At 72.8% G+C, this 16,545-nt stretch carries 16 protein-coding genes; 13 read left to right on the forward strand and 3 right to left on the reverse strand.

Going from position 1 to position 16,545, the window contains the following annotated elements; genetic code table 11:
- The first annotated feature begins 10 nt into the window (after nt 1-10).
- The 5 genes from ABGB21_RS35305 (at nt 11) to ABGB21_RS35325 (ending at nt 5,277) form a co-directional block, all read left to right on the forward strand.
- Entirely contained in the window at nt 11-688 is a 678-nt protein-coding gene (locus tag ABGB21_RS35305; RefSeq protein ID WP_347652109.1) for a response regulator transcription factor, read from the forward strand.
- A 137-nt stretch (nt 689-825) separates the two neighbouring features.
- On the forward strand, nt 826-1,434 hold the full coding sequence (locus ABGB21_RS35310; RefSeq protein WP_347652107.1) for a hypothetical protein: 609 nt from the start codon (nt 826-828) through the stop codon (nt 1,432-1,434).
- A gap of 263 nt (nt 1,435-1,697) precedes the next feature.
- The gene (locus ABGB21_RS35315) at nt 1,698-3,035 is read left to right on the forward strand and encodes a hemolysin family protein (RefSeq protein ID WP_347652106.1); all 1,338 of its coding nucleotides are present in this window, start codon (nt 1,698-1,700) and stop codon (nt 3,033-3,035) included.
- A 73-nt stretch (nt 3,036-3,108) separates the two neighbouring features.
- Nucleotides 3,109-4,173 carry a hemolysin family protein gene (locus ABGB21_RS35320; protein WP_347652104.1) on the forward strand — a complete coding sequence of 355 codons (1,065 nt, stop codon included), beginning with the start codon at nt 3,109-3,111 and terminating at the stop codon, nt 4,171-4,173.
- 84 nt (nt 4,174-4,257) lie between these two features.
- The gene (locus ABGB21_RS35325; protein ID WP_347652103.1) at nt 4,258-5,277 is read left to right on the forward strand and encodes a sporulation protein; all 1,020 of its coding nucleotides are present in this window, start codon (nt 4,258-4,260) and stop codon (nt 5,275-5,277) included.
- A 54-nt stretch (nt 5,278-5,331) separates the two neighbouring features.
- Here the strand turns inward: ABGB21_RS35325 and leuE are convergent, their stop codons facing one another.
- Both leuE and ABGB21_RS35335 read right to left on the reverse strand, forming a co-directional pair.
- Nucleotides 5,332-6,024, reverse strand: coding sequence for a leucine efflux protein LeuE (gene leuE, locus ABGB21_RS35330; RefSeq protein ID WP_347681527.1), 693 nt, complete (start codon nt 6,022-6,024; stop codon nt 5,332-5,334).
- Nucleotides 6,024-7,286 (reverse strand): bifunctional pyridoxamine 5'-phosphate oxidase family protein/GNAT family N-acetyltransferase, encoded by a 1,263-nt coding sequence (locus ABGB21_RS35335; RefSeq protein WP_347681508.1) that lies wholly within the window; start codon nt 7,284-7,286, stop codon nt 6,024-6,026. The genes leuE and ABGB21_RS35335 overlap by 1 nt, the downstream gene beginning before the upstream one ends.
- Before the next feature lie 51 nt (nt 7,287-7,337).
- On the opposite strand from ABGB21_RS35335, the gene ABGB21_RS35340 reads away from it, so the two are divergent.
- Together ABGB21_RS35340 and ABGB21_RS35345 are read left to right on the forward strand one after the other, a co-directional pair.
- On the forward strand, nt 7,338-8,678 hold the full coding sequence (locus ABGB21_RS35340; RefSeq protein WP_347681509.1) for an aminotransferase class I/II-fold pyridoxal phosphate-dependent enzyme: 1,341 nt from the start codon (nt 7,338-7,340) through the stop codon (nt 8,676-8,678).
- 29 nt (nt 8,679-8,707) lie between these two features.
- Nucleotides 8,708-9,406 carry a UdgX family uracil-DNA binding protein gene (locus tag ABGB21_RS35345; protein ID WP_347681510.1) on the forward strand — a complete coding sequence of 233 codons (699 nt, stop codon included), beginning with the start codon at nt 8,708-8,710 and terminating at the stop codon, nt 9,404-9,406.
- A 16-nt stretch (nt 9,407-9,422) separates the two neighbouring features.
- On the opposite strand, the gene ABGB21_RS35350 is transcribed toward ABGB21_RS35345, so the two are convergent.
- Nucleotides 9,423-9,647, reverse strand: a complete 225-nt coding sequence (locus ABGB21_RS35350) for a hypothetical protein (RefSeq protein WP_347681511.1) — start codon at nt 9,645-9,647, stop codon at nt 9,423-9,425.
- A 96-nt stretch (nt 9,648-9,743) separates the two neighbouring features.
- Here ABGB21_RS35350 and ABGB21_RS35355 point away from each other — a divergent pair, with 96 nt between their 5' ends.
- From ABGB21_RS35355 to rny, 6 genes are all read left to right on the forward strand, one after another.
- Nucleotides 9,744-11,111, forward strand: a complete 1,368-nt coding sequence (locus tag ABGB21_RS35355; RefSeq protein ID WP_347681513.1) for an MFS transporter — start codon at nt 9,744-9,746, stop codon at nt 11,109-11,111.
- A 38-nt stretch (nt 11,112-11,149) separates the two neighbouring features.
- On the forward strand, nt 11,150-11,350 hold the full coding sequence (locus tag ABGB21_RS35360; protein WP_347681515.1) for a DUF3046 domain-containing protein: 201 nt from the start codon (nt 11,150-11,152) through the stop codon (nt 11,348-11,350).
- Nucleotides 11,351-11,557: 207 nt separating this feature from the next.
- Nucleotides 11,558-12,604: a recombinase RecA gene (gene recA, locus ABGB21_RS35365; protein WP_347681529.1), complete on the forward strand. Its 1,047-nt coding sequence runs from the start codon at nt 11,558-11,560 to the stop codon at nt 12,602-12,604.
- A gap of 23 nt (nt 12,605-12,627) precedes the next feature.
- Nucleotides 12,628-13,359, forward strand: coding sequence for a regulatory protein RecX (locus ABGB21_RS35370; RefSeq protein ID WP_347681517.1), 732 nt, complete (start codon nt 12,628-12,630; stop codon nt 13,357-13,359).
- A gap of 118 nt (nt 13,360-13,477) precedes the next feature.
- Nucleotides 13,478-13,996 carry a tetratricopeptide repeat protein gene (locus tag ABGB21_RS35375; RefSeq protein ID WP_347681519.1) on the forward strand — a complete coding sequence of 173 codons (519 nt, stop codon included), beginning with the start codon at nt 13,478-13,480 and terminating at the stop codon, nt 13,994-13,996.
- Between the two features lie 705 nt (nt 13,997-14,701).
- On the forward strand, nt 14,702-16,477 hold the full coding sequence (rny, locus tag ABGB21_RS35380; RefSeq protein WP_347681521.1) for a ribonuclease Y: 1,776 nt from the start codon (nt 14,702-14,704) through the stop codon (nt 16,475-16,477).
- Nucleotides 16,478-16,545: the final 68 nt, after the last annotated feature.

Below are 16,545 nucleotides of genomic sequence, written 5' to 3' on the forward strand. Positions count from 1 at the left end.
GGAGGTGCCGGTGGGGAGCACGCCGGAGGGCGGGACGATCCGGGTGGTCCTCGCCGACGACCAGGAACTTGTCCGCAGCGGGTTCGCGGCGATCCTTGACGCGCAACCGGACATCAGCGTGGTGGCCGAGGCGGCCGACGGTGCCGAGGCGGTCGAGCGGATCCGCTGGCACCGGCCCGAGGTGGCGCTGCTCGACGTCCGGATGCCGACCATGGACGGGATCGAGGCGGCCCGGATCGTCTGCGCCGAGACCCGTACCCGGGTGGTGATGCTGACCACCTTCGACCGGGACGACTACGTCTACGACGCGCTCTACGCCGGCGCGAGCGGCTTCCTGCTCAAGAGCGTGCGCCGGGACGACCTGGTACACGCGGTACGGGTGGTGGCGGCCGGGGCGGCCCTGCTCGCCCCGACGGTGACCGGCCGGTTGATCGCCGACCTGATCCGGCACCGCCCCCGGCAGGAGGGCCCGTCGGCCGAGCGGCTGGCCGGGCTCACCGGGCGGGAGCGGGAGACGTTGCGGCTGCTCGGCCGGGGGCTGTCCAACGCGGAGATCGCGGCGGCGCTGACGGTCAGCGAACACACGGTGAAGACCCATGTCAGCAACGTGTTGAGCAAACTGCACCTGCGGGACCGGGTGCAGGCGGTCATCGTCGCGTACGAGACGGGGTTGGTCGGGTCGCGCTGACCCGACCCTGGTCACGGCCCCGGTCCGGGGCTCCCCCGTGCGGGGGAGACCGGGGTGGGAGTTCACCCGGCACGGCGATCCGGGACGTCCCGTGGAACCCGAGAATCGGATTCACACACCGGATCTGAGGAGTTCTCGTGAAGTACTGCTATCTCGCCGCGCCCGTGCTGCTGCTGGGCTACGGTCTGGCCCGGATGATCGACGGGATCGACGGCAGTCGTGGCCCCGGACCGGCCTGGACCATCGGCCACCTGCTGTACCTGATCTCGCTCGGGCTGTTCGGCGTGGTGCTGGTCGGGCTGCGAAACGCCCTGCCACGGTACCGGGCCGCCGGCACCGTGGCGGTGGTCGCCGGGGCCGTGGGGCTGGTCGCGTTCGTCCGAGTCGTGGTGGTCGACATCATCGTCGGGCTGCGGGCGGTCGACCGGGCCGGGATGCACGAGCTCTTCCTGCGGTACGAGCGCTCTCCCGGCTTCCTGCCCAGTGGCCTGGTCAGCGCGCTCGACCTGATCGGCCAGGTCTTCTTCCCGGCCTCGGTGATCCTGCTGACCGTGCTCGTCGCCACCGTCGCGCCGCGTCGGCTCCGCTGGTGGAGTCCGGTGCTGACGGTTGTCGGCTTCGCCCTCTTCGGCCTGAACCTGGACCTGCTGCCGCTCGGCGCGGTGGCTATGGTCTGCGGGCTGCTGCCGATGACCGGCGTGTCGGCCGGGCGCGGGCCGGTGGTGGCCGTGGCGGGCCGGCGGTAGTTGACCCTGGCGGCCGTCCGGCACACCGTCCAGTAGCCGAAGCCGTGCGTCCGCCAGTTCGCACCTACGCCGTTATGTCAGGAGCAGATTTAATTTCATACCTTACCGAGCGGACCGGTGTCGGTAATCCGACCGATGGCCGGAAGGGTTCGGTACGATGGTCGGGTGATCGACTCAACTGCCCAGGAGGGCAGCTGTAGCCAGCCGGGTCGGACCCGGCACCCATCGCACCAGTCGCGGCAGCGGGGAGCGCTGAGCCACCCGTGTTGATCGCACTCGGTCTGCTTCTGATTATCGTGCTCACCGCGGCGACGGGTTACTTCGTCGCCCAGGAATTCGGCTATGTCGCCGTCGACCGGGGCAAACTCCGCCAACTCGCCGAAGACGGGGACGTCGCCGCCCAACGGGCGCTGACCGTCACCGGACGGCTCTCCTTCATGCTCTCCGGCGCCCAGCTCGGCATCACCGTCACCGCTCTGCTCGTCGGTTACGTCGCCGAGCCGTACCTCGGTGACGGGCTCGCCGACCTGCTCGGGGTGGCGGGGGTCTCCGCCGCGGTCAGCACACCACTGTCGGTCGCGCTGGCCCTGGTGATCGCCACCGTCGTGCAGATGGTCTTCGGCGAGCTGGCCCCGAAGAACCTCGCCATCGTCCGGGCCGTACCGCTGGCCCGGGCGCTCGCCCGGTCCACCCTGATCTACCTCACGGTGGCCGGTCCGGTGATCCGGCTCTTCGACGCCGCCGCCACCCGGCTGCTGCGCCGGCTCGGCATCGAACCGGTCGAGGAGCTGCCCAGCGGGGCGACCCCCGAGGACCTGGAGCAGATCATCGCCGAGTCGCGCGAGGAGGGGCAGCTCGACGCCGAGATGTCCACCCTGCTCGACCGGGGGCTCGACTTCCGGCAGCTCACCGCCGCCGAGGCGATGGTGCCCCGGGTCGACGTGTACACCGTCCGCGCCGACGAGCCACTGAGCAAGCTGGTCGAGATGCTCGACACCGGCCACTCCCGCTTCCCGGTCCGGGGTGCCGAGGGGGTGGACGACGTCGTCGGCGTGGTCGGCATCGCGGACGTACTCGGGGTACCGCCGGCGGAGCGGGCCAACACCCCGGTCGAGGCGGTCGCCGTACCGCCGCTGCTGGTGCCGGCGACACTGCCGCTGCCGACGGTGTTGGACCGGCTGCGGGCCGGGCACCGTCAGCTCGCCTGCGTGGTCGACGAGTACGGGGGGTTCGCCGGGGTGATCACCCTGGAGGACATCGCCGAGGAACTGGTCGGGCCGATCCGGGACGAGGACGACCCGCCGGAACGGGCGCCGATCCGGCAGGCCGACGGTTCCTGGGTGGTGCCGGCCCGGTGGCGCATCGACGAGGTCGCCGACAGCACCGGCATCACCCTGCCGGAGGCGCCCGAGTACGACACCCTCTCCGGGCTGGTGATGCGGGAACTCGGCCGGGTGCCCGAGGTGGGCGACCGGCTGGAGATCCGGCTCTCTCCGGAGGGCGACGGCGACGCCGAGCACGCCCTGCCCCGGGCACACGTCGAGGTGCTCGCCGTCGACCGGCACGTGGCCGACTCCGTACGACTGCGAGTGCTGGCATGAGCGAGCGGAGCGAGCGAATCAGTGGGCTCAGGGTTGCGGCTCATGACGGCACGGAGCGCAGCGGAGTGACGGCATGAGCGCGACGTGGGCACTTCTGATCTCCCTGGTGCTGTTGGCACTCAACGGGTTCTTCGTGGCGGCCGAGTTCGCCCTGCTGGCGAGCAAGCGCTACCGGCTGGAACAGGCCGCCGCCTCCGGCGGCCGGGCCGCCCGGGCGGCGCTGGACGGGGTCCGCGAGCTGACCCTGATGCTGGCCGGCGCCCAGCTCGGCATCACCGTCTGCACCCTGGGGCTCGGCGCGCTCGCCGAGCCGGCGATCGAGCACCTGTTCAGCCCGTTGCTGCACGCGGTGGGACTGCCGACCGCGGCCAGTCACGTCATCGCGCTGCTGCTCGCGCTCGCCATCGTCACTTTCCTGCACCTGGTGGTCGGGGAGATGGCGCCGAAGTCGTGGGCGATCACCGACCCCGAGCGGTCGGCGCTGCTGCTCGCCCTGCCGTTCCGGGGCTTCGCCCGGGTGGCCCGGCCGGTGCTGGCCGGACTCAACGGCCTGGCAAACCTCACCCTTCGGCTCGCCCGGGTACGCCCCGAGGACCAGTTGGCGCACGCGCACGGGCCCGAGGAACTGCGGATGCTGCTGCAGCAGTCGCGGGAGCACGGGCTGCTCGCCGCCGACCAGCACGAGATGCTGACCAGCATGCTCCAACTCCAGGCCACCACGGTGGCGCAGGTGATGGAACCGGTGGACCAGATCGTGTCGGTCCGCGGCGACGACACCGCCGACCGGATCGAGCAGGTGTGCCGGACCAGCGGGCGGTCCCGGTTGGCCGTACTCGACCGTCCCGGCGAGGTGGCCGGGGTGGTGCACGTCCGCGAGGCGGTCCGGGTCACCACCGCCGGCCGGGAGGCGACGGCCCGGGAGCTGATGAGCGTGCCGTTCATCCTGCCGGCGACCGCGACGGTGACCGAGGCGGTCGCCGCGATGCGTGCCGACCAGGCGCAACTCGCGCTGGTCAGCGACAACGTCGAGACCGGCCGGCCGGTCGGCTTCGTGGCCCTGGAGGACCTGCTCGAGGAGGTCATCGGGGAGTTCGACGACGAGACCGACCCGGTGCCCCGGGGCCGCCGGCTGCGCTGATCCGCCCCGGCCCGGAGCCGGGTCGGACCGGAAACCCGCACCTGGTGCGGGTTTCCGGTCCGGCGGGGCGGGAAGGACCGGCCGGTGGGTTTCGGGAGGTTCCTGCCCGGCGCGGGATTGACCGTGCGGACCGCGTTGACGAATCCGAGCACCCGGCCGGGGCTGACCCTGCCGGGCCGGGTCACCCTCATCGCCGGCCGCTCCGCGGCCACCGTCGAGCAGCTCGCCCTGGGCCTGGTCGCCCGGGTCGAGCCGGCCGACGGTTCCACCGAGTACGTGCTGACGGAGTTCCACCGGGTGTACCTCAGCGGCACGTTTGTGCTCGCCGCCGACGAGCGCCGCACGCTGGACGTCCGGGTGCCGATCCCGTGGGAGACCCCGGTGACGGTGATCAACGGACATCTCTACCTGAACCTGCGGGTGGGGTTGCGGGCCGAGGCGGCGGTCAGCCGGTTGCTCGACCGTGGCGACCTGCGCCCGGTGTACGTACACCCGCTGCCGGCCCAGGAGGGGGTGCTCAGCACCCTGGCCGACCTCGGCTTCCAGCTCCGTCAGGTCGGGCTGCTCGCCGGCCGGCTGCCCGGGGTCGACCAGCGGCTGCCGTTCCACCAACGGATCGGCTTCTGGGCCGCGCCGTTGTACGGCGGTGCGTTCAGCGAGCTGGAGGTGACCTTCTTCGCCGACCCGTACCAGGTCGAGGTGATCTTCACGCTCGACCGCCGGGTGGCGCTCGCCGGTGTCGGCCACGCCAGCATCAGCCGGTTCCGGGTCGAGCACGCCGGTGCGGCCGACCTCGACTGGCTCACCGTGGTGGACGGCTGGATCCGGTACGCGGTGGCGCGGCACGCCGCTACCGGTGCGGGCGCCGCCGGTTACCCGGTGCGGGCCGCGCCCCGGCCGGCGGCCCCGGTCCGTCCGCCAGACCGGCCGGAGGCTCATCCCGGCCCGTCCGGCACCGACACTCCGGACAGTTCACCGTCCGCCCCGGAACCGCAGGGCCCGGCGGGCTCGTCGGGACCGGGCGGCACCGACTCGGGCCGGGGCCTGCGGGAGACCTCGGGTGGTGAGGGCGGCATCGGCGGTGGCGGCGGCAGCGGAACCTGAGTGTGTGGCGGCGGCAGCGGAACCTGAGTGCGTTCGGCCGGGTCCGGGCGGGGCTCAGCCGATGCTGGCGGTGGCCAGCTTGAAACCGAAGCCGAGGAAGAGGGCGCCGATCCCGGTGGTGACCCCGGCGGCGAGTCGCCGCCGGGCGCGGAACTGGGCGGCCAGGAAGGTGCCGGTGAAGATCAGCGTGGTCAGGTACAGCGCGCTGACCACCTGGGCGATCAGTCCGAGCAGCAGGAACGACAGCGCCGGGTAGCGGTAGTCCGGGTTGACGAACTGGATGAAGAACGAGATGAAGAAGAGGATCGCCTTCGGGTTGAGCAGGCTGATCACCACCGCGCGTCGGAACGGGCGGTCGACCACCCCGGCCGGGCGCGCGGTGTCGGTCTGACGTGCGGTGTCGGCCTGCCGTGACGGCGCCGGGGCGTTGCGGGCACGCCAGCGCCGCCACGCGCCGCGCAGCATGGTCAGCCCGAGATAACCGAGGTACGCCGCGCCGGCGTACTTGATCACGAGGAAGACCGGTGGGTACGCGGTCAGCAGCGACGCCACCCCGGCGGCGGAGAGCAGCATCAGGACCGCGTCGCCGAGGAAGACCCCGGCGGCGGCCCGGTAGCCGGCGCGTACCCCGGTCCGGGCGGCGGTGCTGAGCACAAAGAGCGAGTTCGGTCCGGGCAGCAGGATGATGGCGACGGTGCCCAGCACGTACGTCCAGATGTCGGTGATTCCCAGCACGCCGGACATCATCACCCCACGGGTGTCCCTGGACGAAGTTTTTTCCGCAGCTCAGCCTGTGCTTCCGGCCACTCGTCGGCGAACATCGCGTACTGCACGGTGTCCCGCCAGGTGCCGTCGGCGCGCAGCCGGTGCCGGCGCAGCACCGCCTCCCGGGTCGCGCCGAGCCGTTCGATGGCCCGCTGGGACCGGACGTTGCGGATGTCGGTGTGCCAGACCACCCGTTCCGCCCCCAACTCGTCGAAGGCCCGGCCCAGCAGCAGTAGTTTCGCCTCGGTGTTCGCCCCGGTACGCCACCAGCGGCGGCCGAGGAAGGTGTGTCCGATCGCGACCGCCCGGTGGACGGGGTTGATCTCGTAGTACGAGGTGGTGCCGGCGACCTCGCCGGTGTCGGCGTCCCGGATCACCCACGGCACCCGCTCACCCCGCCAGGCCGCGTCCAGGGCGTCCCGGACGATGCCGGCGAGGTCCGCCGGGCCGGTCGGCGCCGGCACGCTCAGGAACGACCAGACCTCCAGGTCCCGGGTGGCCGCCCAGAGCCCGTCCGCGTGGGACTCGGCGAGGGGTTCGAGCCGGACGTGGTCGCCGGCCATCGACACCGGGACGTGCCAGGGCGAGGGGGTGCTCCGTAGGTACTCGGGCAGCGGCGCGGTGACTCCGGCGTCCGGCTCGGGCCGTCCGGCGACCAGACGCAGCGGCAGTACCCCGGCCCAGTGCGGCAGGGCGTGGTCCGCCGGTTCGTCGACGACGCCGCCGGTGCGGGTTCGGACCGAGACCTCGCGCAGCGGCAGGGCGAGCACCGCGGTCTCGGCGAGTTCCCTGCGGGTCGGCGGCCGGCTGTCGGCGGCCCGGCCCCGGCCGACCTTCTCCACCAGGGCGGTCATCGCGGCCCGCTTCTCCGCCTCGTCGGTGACCAGGTGGGCGGTGCCGTGCGCGATGACGGACCGGTAGTTGGCGCTGTGGTGGAACTGTGAGCGGCCGTAGACCAGGCCGTCGAGCGAGGTGACCGCGACGCAGACCGGCAGGCCGGCCGCGCCCCGGGCGGCGAGCAGCGGGCGGCTTCCGGTGGAGCCGTGCAGGTAGAGCGTTTCGCCGACCCGGACGTGCAGGGTGGGCAGCAGCCGGGGTTCACCGTCCACGGTGAACCCGAGGTGGCAGTGGTGGGCCTCGTCGAGCAGGTCGTGGGCGGCGGTCCGCTGGTAGCTGATCCGGCCCCGGTCCCGGCTCGCGGTGGTCCGACCGGTCTGTTCGTACGTCGCCGTCGAGCTGTCCATCCGCGCGACCTCCTTGCTCCAGGTAATTTGTTCTAGTACAATCTCAGAACTGTGGCAGCACATTATCAGATCGCCGGTACGACGGCAGCCGAGATTTCCGCCAGCGTGGAGAGCGGGGTACGCACCAACGCCCTGCCCGCCGGCACCCTGCTCCCCGCCGTCCGGGCCCTCGCCACGGAACTCGGCGTCAGCCCGGGCACCGTCGCCAAGGCGTACCAGGTGCTCCGCCAACGCGGTGTGGTGGAGACCGCAGGCCGCAACGGCACCCGTGTCCGCCCCGAACCGCCGGTCGGCGGACGCCGGGCCGACCTGCGGCTGCCCGCCCCGCCCGGCGCCCTCGACCTCTCCGTCGGCGGGGCCGACCAGCGACTGCTGCCGCCGCTCGGCCCGCACCTGGCGAAGCTCGCCGCCGAGACCGGCGAACCGACCGGCTACGAACGCGGCGGCGTGCTGCCCGAACTGGTCGACGCGGCCCGGGACCGGCTGACCGCCGACGGCGTACCGGCCGACGCCGTCACCGTCACCGGCGGCGCCTCCGACGGCATCGAACGGCTGCTCGTCTCCAACCTGAGCCCCGGTGACGCGGTCGCGGTCGAGGACCCCGGCTGGGCCAACCTGATCGACCTGGTCGCCGCGCTCGGGCTGCGGATCGTGCCGATGCCGGTCGACGACGACGGGCCGACCCCGACCGGCCTGCGGGCGGCCCTCGCCGCCGGTGCCCGGGCGGTCATCGTCACTAGCCGGGCCCACAACCCGACCGGGGCCGCGGTCACCGCCGACCGGGCGGCGCGGCTGCGCGAGGTGCTGGCCGGACACCCCGACGTCCTACTCATCGAGGACGACCACGCCGCCGAACTCTCCGTCGAACCGCTGCACCCGCTCGCCGCGGCGACCGCCAACTGGGCGTTCGTCCGGTCGGCGAGCAAGCCGTACGGGCCGGACCTGCGGCTCGCCATCCTCGCCGGGGACGAGGCGACCGTCGCCCGGGTCGCCGGGCGGCTGCGGGTCGGCGCCGGCTGGGTCTCCACCGTGCTGCAGCGGCTCACCCTCACGCTCTGGCGGGACCCACGGGTGGCCGACCGGATCGACCGGGCCCGCGACGGGTACGCCGGGCGGGTCACCGCGCTGCGTACCGCGCTCACCGAACGCGGGCTGACCGCGTACGGGCGTACCGGGATCAACGTCTGGGTGCCGGTCCCCGACGAGACCCGGACCGTCGCCGGACTGCGCGACGCCGGGTACGTCGTCGCCCCCGGCGCCCTCTTCCGGCTCGGCAGCGCCCCCGGCATCCGGATCACGGTCAGCCCGCTGACGGCCGCCGACATCGTTCCGCTGGCCGACGCGGTGGCCCGGGCCGCCGCCCCCGCCACACCGACGACCCTGAGTGCGTGACGTCGGAGGTATGGGGTAGAACCTGCGGCATGTCGGAAACCGAGACCGCCCCCGGGGCCCAGGAATTCATCCCGTCGAACGCGAGGACCCTGGCGGACCTGCGCACCGCCTCCGGCGGCTGCCGCGGCTGCGAACTGCACCGCGACGCCACCCAGACCGTCTTCGGGCGGGGAGACGAACGCGCCCGGGTGGTCTTCGTCGGCGAACAGCCCGGCGACGTGGAGGACCGGCAGGGACTGCCTTTTGTCGGACCGGCCGGACACCTGTTGCGCCGGGCCGTCGACGAGGCCGGGATCGACCCGACCCAGCTGTACATCACGAACGCGGTGAAGCACTTCCGCTTCGAGTCGCGCGGCACGCGACGCATCCACAAGACACCCGACGGGACGCACATCGTGGCCTGCCGGCCCTGGCTGGTCGCCGAGTTCGCCCGACTGCGTCCGGAGGTTGTCGTGGTGCTCGGCGCGACCGCCGCGAAGGCGTTGCTCGGGCCCTCGTTCCGGGTCACCCGCTCCCGGGGTGTGGTGCTGCCCTGGCCGGAGTCCGCGCAACGGCCGCAGGACTTCGCCCAGGTGCCGGTCGGACCGACCGGTCAGCAGGCGTCGGTGGCACAGACCCGGCTGGTCGCCACCATCCACCCGTCCGCGGTGCTCCGCGCCGACGACCGGGACACCGCGTACGCCGGACTCGTCGCCGACCTGAAGGTGGTGGCCGGCGCGCTGGCCTGAGACCACGAACGCCCGGTCACTCCGTCATCCCGACCAGGTCGGTCCGGACCCAGCGCATCGGCCAGCGACCGTCGTCGTCCGGCCGTGACCCACGCGTGTACAGGTGCTCGGCCCCCGGCCCGGACGGCCGCTCGTCGACCAGCACCCAGCGCGCCGGCGGCAACCCGTCCGGATCGGCCGGCAGCTCCAGCAGCCTGCCGTCGGCGGGACCGTCGGTGAGCCGGACGGTGACCGTGTCCATCCTTCCGTCGTACCGTACGCCGGTAAGGAAGGGCCCCTTCTTATCGCTTTTTGTCGAGGAAGGGCCCCTTCCCAACCGGGGAGCGGGGGAGCGGAGATGGCAACGGACGCGCGGACCACGGCGGTCGGACCGGACGCCGGTGGAGCCGGCGGCGGGACCGTCGGGCCGGAGCCCGGCACGGTGGCCCGGATCCAGCGCCGGACGTTGTCGCTGCTCTGCGTCACCCAGGTGATCGGCGGGGTCGGCATGACCATCGGAATGTCCGTCGGTGTACTGCTCGCCGCCCGGCTCGGCGGCACCGCCGTCTCCGGCCTCGTGCAGAGCGCCGCGGTGGTCGGGGGCGCCCTGCTCGCCGTACCGGTGACCCGGATCATGCGCAGCGGCGGCCGGCGGCCCGGACTGGTGACCGCGTACCTGGTCGGAGCGGTCGGCGGAACCCTGATCGTGGTCGCGGCCGCGACCGGCTGGGTGCCGCTGCTCTTCGCCGGCGCACTGCTCTTCGGCGGCGGCACGACCGCCAACCTCCAGGCCCGGTACACCGCCGTCGACCTGGCCGAGCCGACCCGACGGGGGCGACAACTGTCACTGGTCATCTGGGTCACCACGATCGGTGCGGTGACCGCGCCCAACCTGGCGGCACCGGCCGACGACGCGCTCGGCTGGACCGGCCTGCCCCCGCTGGCCGGCCCGTTCGTGGTCAGCGTGCTCGCCTTCGTGCTCGCCGCCGGCGTACTCCTGGTGCTGTTGCGGCCGGACCCGCTGCTGACCGCGCGACGCCTCGCCGCCGCCGGGCCGGGGTCGGCGCCCGGCGCCGCCGGTGTCGGTCCGGCCGGGACGCCGCCGGCCGGTCGCGGCGACGGGCTGCGTGCGGCGGTACGACTGCTGCGTGCCCGCCCGGTGGCCCGGCTCGGTGTCGCCGCGGTCGCGGTGGGCCACCTGGTGATGGTCGGGGTGATGACGATGACCCCGGTGCATCTCGGCGAGTGGCACTCCGACGCCGACGTGCTGCGGATCGTCGGCGTCGTGCTCAGCCTGCACATCGCCGGCATGTTCGCGTTCGCCCCGGTGGTCGGCTGGCTCACCGACCGGGTCGGCCGGCGGGCCGTGATCATCGGAGGGACCGGTACGCTGCTCGCCGCCTGCGCGGTCGCCGGCACGGCCGGGCACGACACGGTACGGGTGTCGATCGGGCTCGCGCTGCTCGGCCTCGGCTGGTCGGGCACCATGGTGGCCGGCTCGACCCTGCTTTCGGAGTCGGTGCCGGCCGAGGTTCGGCCCGCCGTCCAGGGACTGTCGGACCTGACCATGGGGCTGGCCGGCGCGCTCGCCGGGGCGTTGAGCGGGTTTGTCATCCAGACGGCGGGTTACCCGGTGTTGAACCTGTTGGCCGCGGTCGCCGTGGTGCCGCTGCTGGCGCTAGCGTTGTGGACGGTTCCGGCCCCGCCGTCGATGTCGGCGGCGTGACCGGTGTGGAGATCCCGGTGGGGAAGGGGAGTGTCGGGGTGCGGCTGACAGACTTCTGGGCGCGTCTGGAGCAGACGTTCGGTCCGGCGTACGCCGGCAGTCTCGCCGCCGACCAGGTGCTGCCCCAGTTGGGGGGCCGGACGGTCCGGGAGGCGCTCGACGCCGGCGAGGAGACGGTGGTGGTCTGGCGGGCGGTCTGCGCGGCGTACCCCGACCGGGTGCCGGCCCGACTACGCTGAACTCCGCTTCAGTGAGTGATCACGTAAGTGCTTAGGGTATTTTTGCGTGTCGTGCGTGGAGTCGTACACCTGTTCGGCTATTGTCCACAGCGGGGCGCCCGTCCACAGGCCGCGGCCAGCCGGCTGTTTTCTGTCGGACCGAGCGCCTAGCGTGTGCGCGTGACGAAAAGTGCAGCGAAGACGCCGGCGAAGGCAGGGGTGGCGACCATGGCGGCAGGACCTGACCGGGAGAAGGCACTCGACCTAGCTCTCGCTCAGATCGACAAGCAGTTCGGCAAGGGCTCGGTGATGCGGCTGGGGGAGAAGCCGGTCATCCAGACGGCCGTGATTCCGACCGGTTCGATCGCGCTCGACGTGGCGCTCGGCGTGGGTGGTCTTCCGCGCGGCCGGGTCGTCGAGATCTACGGGCCGGAGAGCAGCGGTAAGACGACGGTGGCGCTGCACGCGGTCGCCAACGCCCAGCGGGCCGGCGGCATCGCCGCGTTCATCGACGCCGAGCACGCGCTCGACCCGGAGTACGCGAAGGCCCTCGGCGTCGACACCGACGCGATGCTGGTCGCCCAGCCCGACACCGGTGAGCAGGCGCTGGAGATCGCCGACATGCTCGTCCGGTCCGGCGCGCTGGACATCATCGTGATCGACTCGGTCGCCGCGCTGGTGCCGCGGGCCGAGATCGAGGGCGAGATGGGCGACAGCCACGTCGGCCTCCAGGCCCGGTTGATGAGCCAGGCACTGCGGAAGATCACCGGTGTGCTCAACAACACCGGCACCACGGCGATCTTCATCAACCAGCTCCGGGAAAAGATCGGCGTCATGTTCGGTAGCCCCGAGACGACCACGGGTGGTCGGGCGCTGAAGTTCTACGCCTCGGTCCGGCTCGACGTGCGACGCATCGAGAGCCTCAAGGACGGCACCGACGTGGTCGGTAACCGGACCCGGGTCAAGGTCGTGAAGAACAAGGTCGCGGCCCCGTTCAAGCAGGCCGAGTTCGACATCATGTACGGCAAGGGCATCTCCCGGGAGGGCTCGCTGATCGACGTCGGCGTGGAGCAGTCGATCATCCGCAAGTCTGGTGCCTGGTACACCTACGACGGCGACCAGCTCGGCCAGGGCAAGGAGAAGGCCCGCGAGTTCCTGCGGGAGAACCCGGACGTGGCAGCCGAGATCGAGAAGAAGATCCTGGAGAAGCTCGGTGTCGGGATGGCCGGCGTCGATGCTGCCGGCGGGCCGGAGCTGCCGCCGGTGGACTTCTGAGTCGTCGGCTGAGTCGACAACCCATGGTGGGACGACGTGGTGCCCGTACGGGCCGGGGCTGGGACGCGGCTCCGGCCCGTACGGACGGTGGTGGGGTGGGACGACCCCGCCGGAGTCGCGCTGGAGCCTGGGGACAGTCCCGGCGCGGCGAGCCGGCCGACGGCCAGCCCCGGGACGAGGACGGCGGCTCGGTCGAGCGGGCTGAGTCGTCCCGCCCGGTTGACGAGGCCGAGCGGGCCCGGGAGATCTGCCTGCGGCAACTCGCCGTACGACCACGGACCCGGGCGGAGCTGGCGACCGCGCTGACCCGCAAGGGCATCTCCCCGGAGGTCAGCGACCAGGTGCTGGACCGGTACGACGAGGTCGGCATCATCGACGACGCCGCGTTCGCCCGGGCCTGGGTCAGCAGCCGACACCAGGGTCGGGGGTTGGCCCGGCGGGCGCTCGCCAACGAGCTGCGCCAGCGGGGGGTGGACGCCGAGACGGCGACCGAGGCGCTCGGCGAGCTGGACGAGACGACCGAGGCCGAGACCGCCCGGGCGTTGGTCGACCGCAAGCTGCGGACTGTCACCGGCGCTCCCGACGCGGTCTTCCGGCGGCTCGTCGGCATGCTGGCCCGGAAGGGCTATCCGCCGGGGGTGGCGATCCGGGCGGTCAAGGAGGCGCTGGCCGAGCGGGACGCCGAGGCGGCCGAGTTCGCCGACCAGATCGACGCGGACGCGCTCGCCGAGGCCGAGGCGGAAATCGACAGGTAGGGGGACCCGCCGCCACCAGGTGCCGCCGGTCGGCACCGGCGGGCGGCGGCCCGGTCTGGTCGGTCCGGCCCGGACGGCTCGTGATCATCGGCGCCCGGGCATCGGTTAGGGTCGCCCGATGGATGAGGCGGACTGGGCACGCCGGCTGGCCGAGACCTGGGAGTCCTTCGACCAGCGGACCGAGACGGAGTTCCGGGCGTTGATCGACCAGCTGGTGGCCGAACTGCCGGAGGGTAGCCCGGTCGGGACGTACGAGCGGGCGTCGGCCTTCGACGCGACGGACCGCCCGGATCTCGCCGTGCCGTTGTACGAGGAGGCGCTGGCCGCCGGGCTGGCCGGGGAACGCCGTCGGGCGGCGGTGATCCAGTTGGCCAGTTCGGTGCGTAACCTCGGCCGGCCGGAGCAGAGCATCAGCCTGCTCACCGCGGAGTTGGCGGCCGGTTCGGACCATCGGGACGACGCCGTACGCGCCTTTCTGGCCCTGGCCCTGATGGACGCCGGACGTGCCCGGGAGGCGACTTCGCTGGCGCTCACCGCGCTGGCGCCCCATCTGACGCAGTACCAGCGTTCGGTGGCCAACTACGCCCGGCTACTCGTCGAGCCGGACCCGGCCGCAGCCAAGCCGGCCGGAAGCTGAGCCGACCGGCCGGTCCGGGCCGGTCCCGCTATCGCCGTGGCGGGTACTCTGGGAGCGCTTCCGTCGAGGCTGGCTCCACGGTCAGAATCATGCCCACCGGAGAAGTCGGATTCCTGACTCGCCCCATTATGCCCGTGACCTCCTTGGCGCGGGGTGAGCGTGCAACTGCCCTGCGTCAGGGGACCTGTCGGATCATGAGTTTCTTGACCGAATGCCCCATCGCGACCTAGCCTCGCCTTAGACGAGTTTTCCCGACCATCGCAGGCTAAGCGCACAACATAGATCGCGTAACAGTACGGCATCACTTCGGCCGGTTCTGCCGGCCAGATACACGTTACCGGGCGGGCCGGTCCGGTAACCGTGGCACCACACTCCGGTCGTCGGCAGTGTCCCCATGGGCACTGCCGAGTGGCCGTACCCTCGGCCAGCCGCCTCGGTCGGGCGTCGTGACAGCCGTAGGGCGCGCGCCTCACCCACAGGTGCAGCCCCTCCGGCGCCGGACGGCAAAGGGGAGGCGGCCATGACGGAGCGGGCCACGGATCGAAGCAGAACCAGACACGGCATGCCGAGGCGTCACGGGCATTCCGCCGTAGCGGCGCCCCGACCGGCGGTCGAGCGGCCAACGGGTGAGCAGCTGGCGGTCAGTGTGCCGGCGGCGGTCGGCGTGCCGGCCCGGTGGAGTCTCGAGCGCGGTGAGGCGACACCATGAGCGGCCTGGAGTGGGCCCTGCTGGCCGCGATCATCCTGCTGACCGGACTGGTCCTGGGCGCCGTCGCGCTCGGCGCCCGGGCACTGCGGCGGCTCGGCGCGGTCGCCACGGCCCCGCTGCCCGACGACCCCGCGTACGTCGCCGAGAAGGACCGGCAGGAGCAGTCCCTGGCGGCGTTGCGCAACGCCGCGGACGAGGCGTCCTCGAGTGTCGACGTGGCCAAGTCGGCCGCCGCCTCGGCCCGGGCCGAGGCCGCCGCCGCGAAGGCCGAGGCGAGCGCCGCCCGGGCGGAGGCCCAGCGGGTGCTCGACGCCGCCCGGGCCGAGGCGGACACCGTGCTGGACCGGGCCCACCGGCAGGCCGAGGCGGACGCGGAGCAGGTCCGGGCCGCCGCCCGGCGCAGCGGTGAGCGGGAGATCTCGCTGCTCGCCTCCACCACCCGGGAGCAGGCCGCTGAGGTCGAGCGGCGGGCTCAGCGGATGGACGAGCGGGAGCGTCTGCACGCCGAGGAGGTCGACCGGCTCGCCGAACGGGAGCGTCGGCTGACCGCGGCCGCGGCGGACCTGACCGCCCGGGAGGCGGCCCTGGCGGCCCGCGAGGCGGCGCTGGTCGAGGCCGAGGAGCAGCGCAGACGGGAACTCGAACGGATCGCCGGCCTGACCGCCGACGCCGCCCGGCTCGAACTGGTCGAGGCGATCGAGGGCCAGGCCAAGCGGGAGGCGGCGATCCTGGTCCGGGACATCGAGGCGGACGCCCGGGGCACCGCCGAACAGCGGGCCCGGCACATCGTGGTGGACGCGATCCAACGGGTGGCGAGCGAGCAGACCGCGGAGAGCGTGGTCAGTGTGCTGCACCTGCCCGGCGACGAGATGAAGGGCCGGATCATCGGCCGGGAGGGCCGCAACATCCGGGCCTTCGAGTCGGTGACCGGGGTCAACCTGATCATCGACGACACCCCGGAGGCGGTGCTGCTCTCCTGCTTCGACCCGGTACGCCGGGAGATCGGCCGGCTGACCCTGGAGAAACTGGTGCTCGACGGCCGGATCCACCCGCACCGGATCGAGGAGGTCTTCGAGACCGCGAAACACGAGGTGGAACGGCTCTGCCAACGGGCGGCCGAGGATGCCCTGGTCGAGGTCGGGATCACCGAGATGCATCCGGAGCTGGTGACCCTGCTCGGCCGGTTGCGCTACCGGACGTCGTACGGGCAGAACGTGCTCAAGCACCTGGTGGAGACGGCGCACATCGCCGGGATCATGGCCGCCGAACTCCGCCTGGACGTGCCGATCATCAAGCGGTCGGCGTTCCTGCACGACATCGGCAAGGCGCTCACCCACGAGGTGGAGGGGAGCCACGCCCTGATCGGCGCCGACCTGGCCCGCAAGTACGGCGAGGCCGAGGAGGTCGTGCACGCCATCGAGGCGCACCACAACGAGGTGCAGCCGCAGACCGTCGAGGCGGTGCTGACCCAGGCCTCGGACGCCTGCTCGGGCGGCCGGCCGGGTGCCCGGCGGGAGAGCCTGGAGGCGTACGTCAAGCGGCTGGAGCGGATCGAGGAGATCGCCGGCGGCAAGTCGGGGGTGGAGAAGGTCTTCGCGATGCAGGCCGGCCGGGAGATCCGGGTGATGGTGAAGCCGGACGACGTCGACGAGATCGGCGCGGCGGTGCTGGCCCGGGACGTGGCGAAGCAGATCGAGGAGGAGCTGACCTATCCGGGGCAGATCCGGGTGACCGTGGTCCGCGAGTCGCGGGTCACCGAGATCGCGCGCTGAGGCCGGGCCCGCTGGCCCGTACGGCGGAGAAGCGGAACCGGCGGGGGGCCCCCCCCCCCCCCCCCCCC

The sequence above is a fragment of the Plantactinospora sp. B24E8 genome (genome assembly GCF_039871735.1).
In the GTDB taxonomy this organism is placed as follows: Bacteria; Actinomycetota; Actinomycetes; order Mycobacteriales; family Micromonosporaceae; genus Plantactinospora.

Excerpts from the sequence above, each read along its gene's own strand:
- ABGB21_RS35335 (WP_347681508.1), bottom strand. The coding sequence starts at position 7,286 with ATGGACAGCTCGACGGCGACGTACGAACAGACCGGTCGGACCACCGCG.
- ABGB21_RS35320 (WP_347652104.1), top strand. The coding sequence starts at position 3,109 with ATGAGCGCGACGTGGGCACTTCTGATCTCCCTGGTGCTGTTGGCACTC.
- ABGB21_RS35345 (WP_347681510.1), top strand. The coding sequence starts at position 8,708 with ATGTCGGAAACCGAGACCGCCCCCGGGGCCCAGGAATTCATCCCGTCG.
- rny (WP_347681521.1), top strand. The coding sequence starts at position 14,702 with ATGAGCGGCCTGGAGTGGGCCCTGCTGGCCGCGATCATCCTGCTGACC.
- leuE (WP_347681527.1), bottom strand. The coding sequence starts at position 6,024 with ATGATGTCCGGCGTGCTGGGAATCACCGACATCTGGACGTACGTGCTG.
- ABGB21_RS35375 (WP_347681519.1), top strand. The coding sequence starts at position 13,478 with ATGGATGAGGCGGACTGGGCACGCCGGCTGGCCGAGACCTGGGAGTCC.
- recA (WP_347681529.1), top strand. The coding sequence starts at position 11,558 with ATGGCGGCAGGACCTGACCGGGAGAAGGCACTCGACCTAGCTCTCGCT.
- ABGB21_RS35350 (WP_347681511.1), bottom strand. The coding sequence starts at position 9,647 with ATGGACACGGTCACCGTCCGGCTCACCGACGGTCCCGCCGACGGCAGG.
- ABGB21_RS35370 (WP_347681517.1), top strand. The coding sequence starts at position 12,628 with ATGGTGGGACGACGTGGTGCCCGTACGGGCCGGGGCTGGGACGCGGCT.
- ABGB21_RS35355 (WP_347681513.1), top strand. The coding sequence starts at position 9,744 with ATGGCAACGGACGCGCGGACCACGGCGGTCGGACCGGACGCCGGTGGA.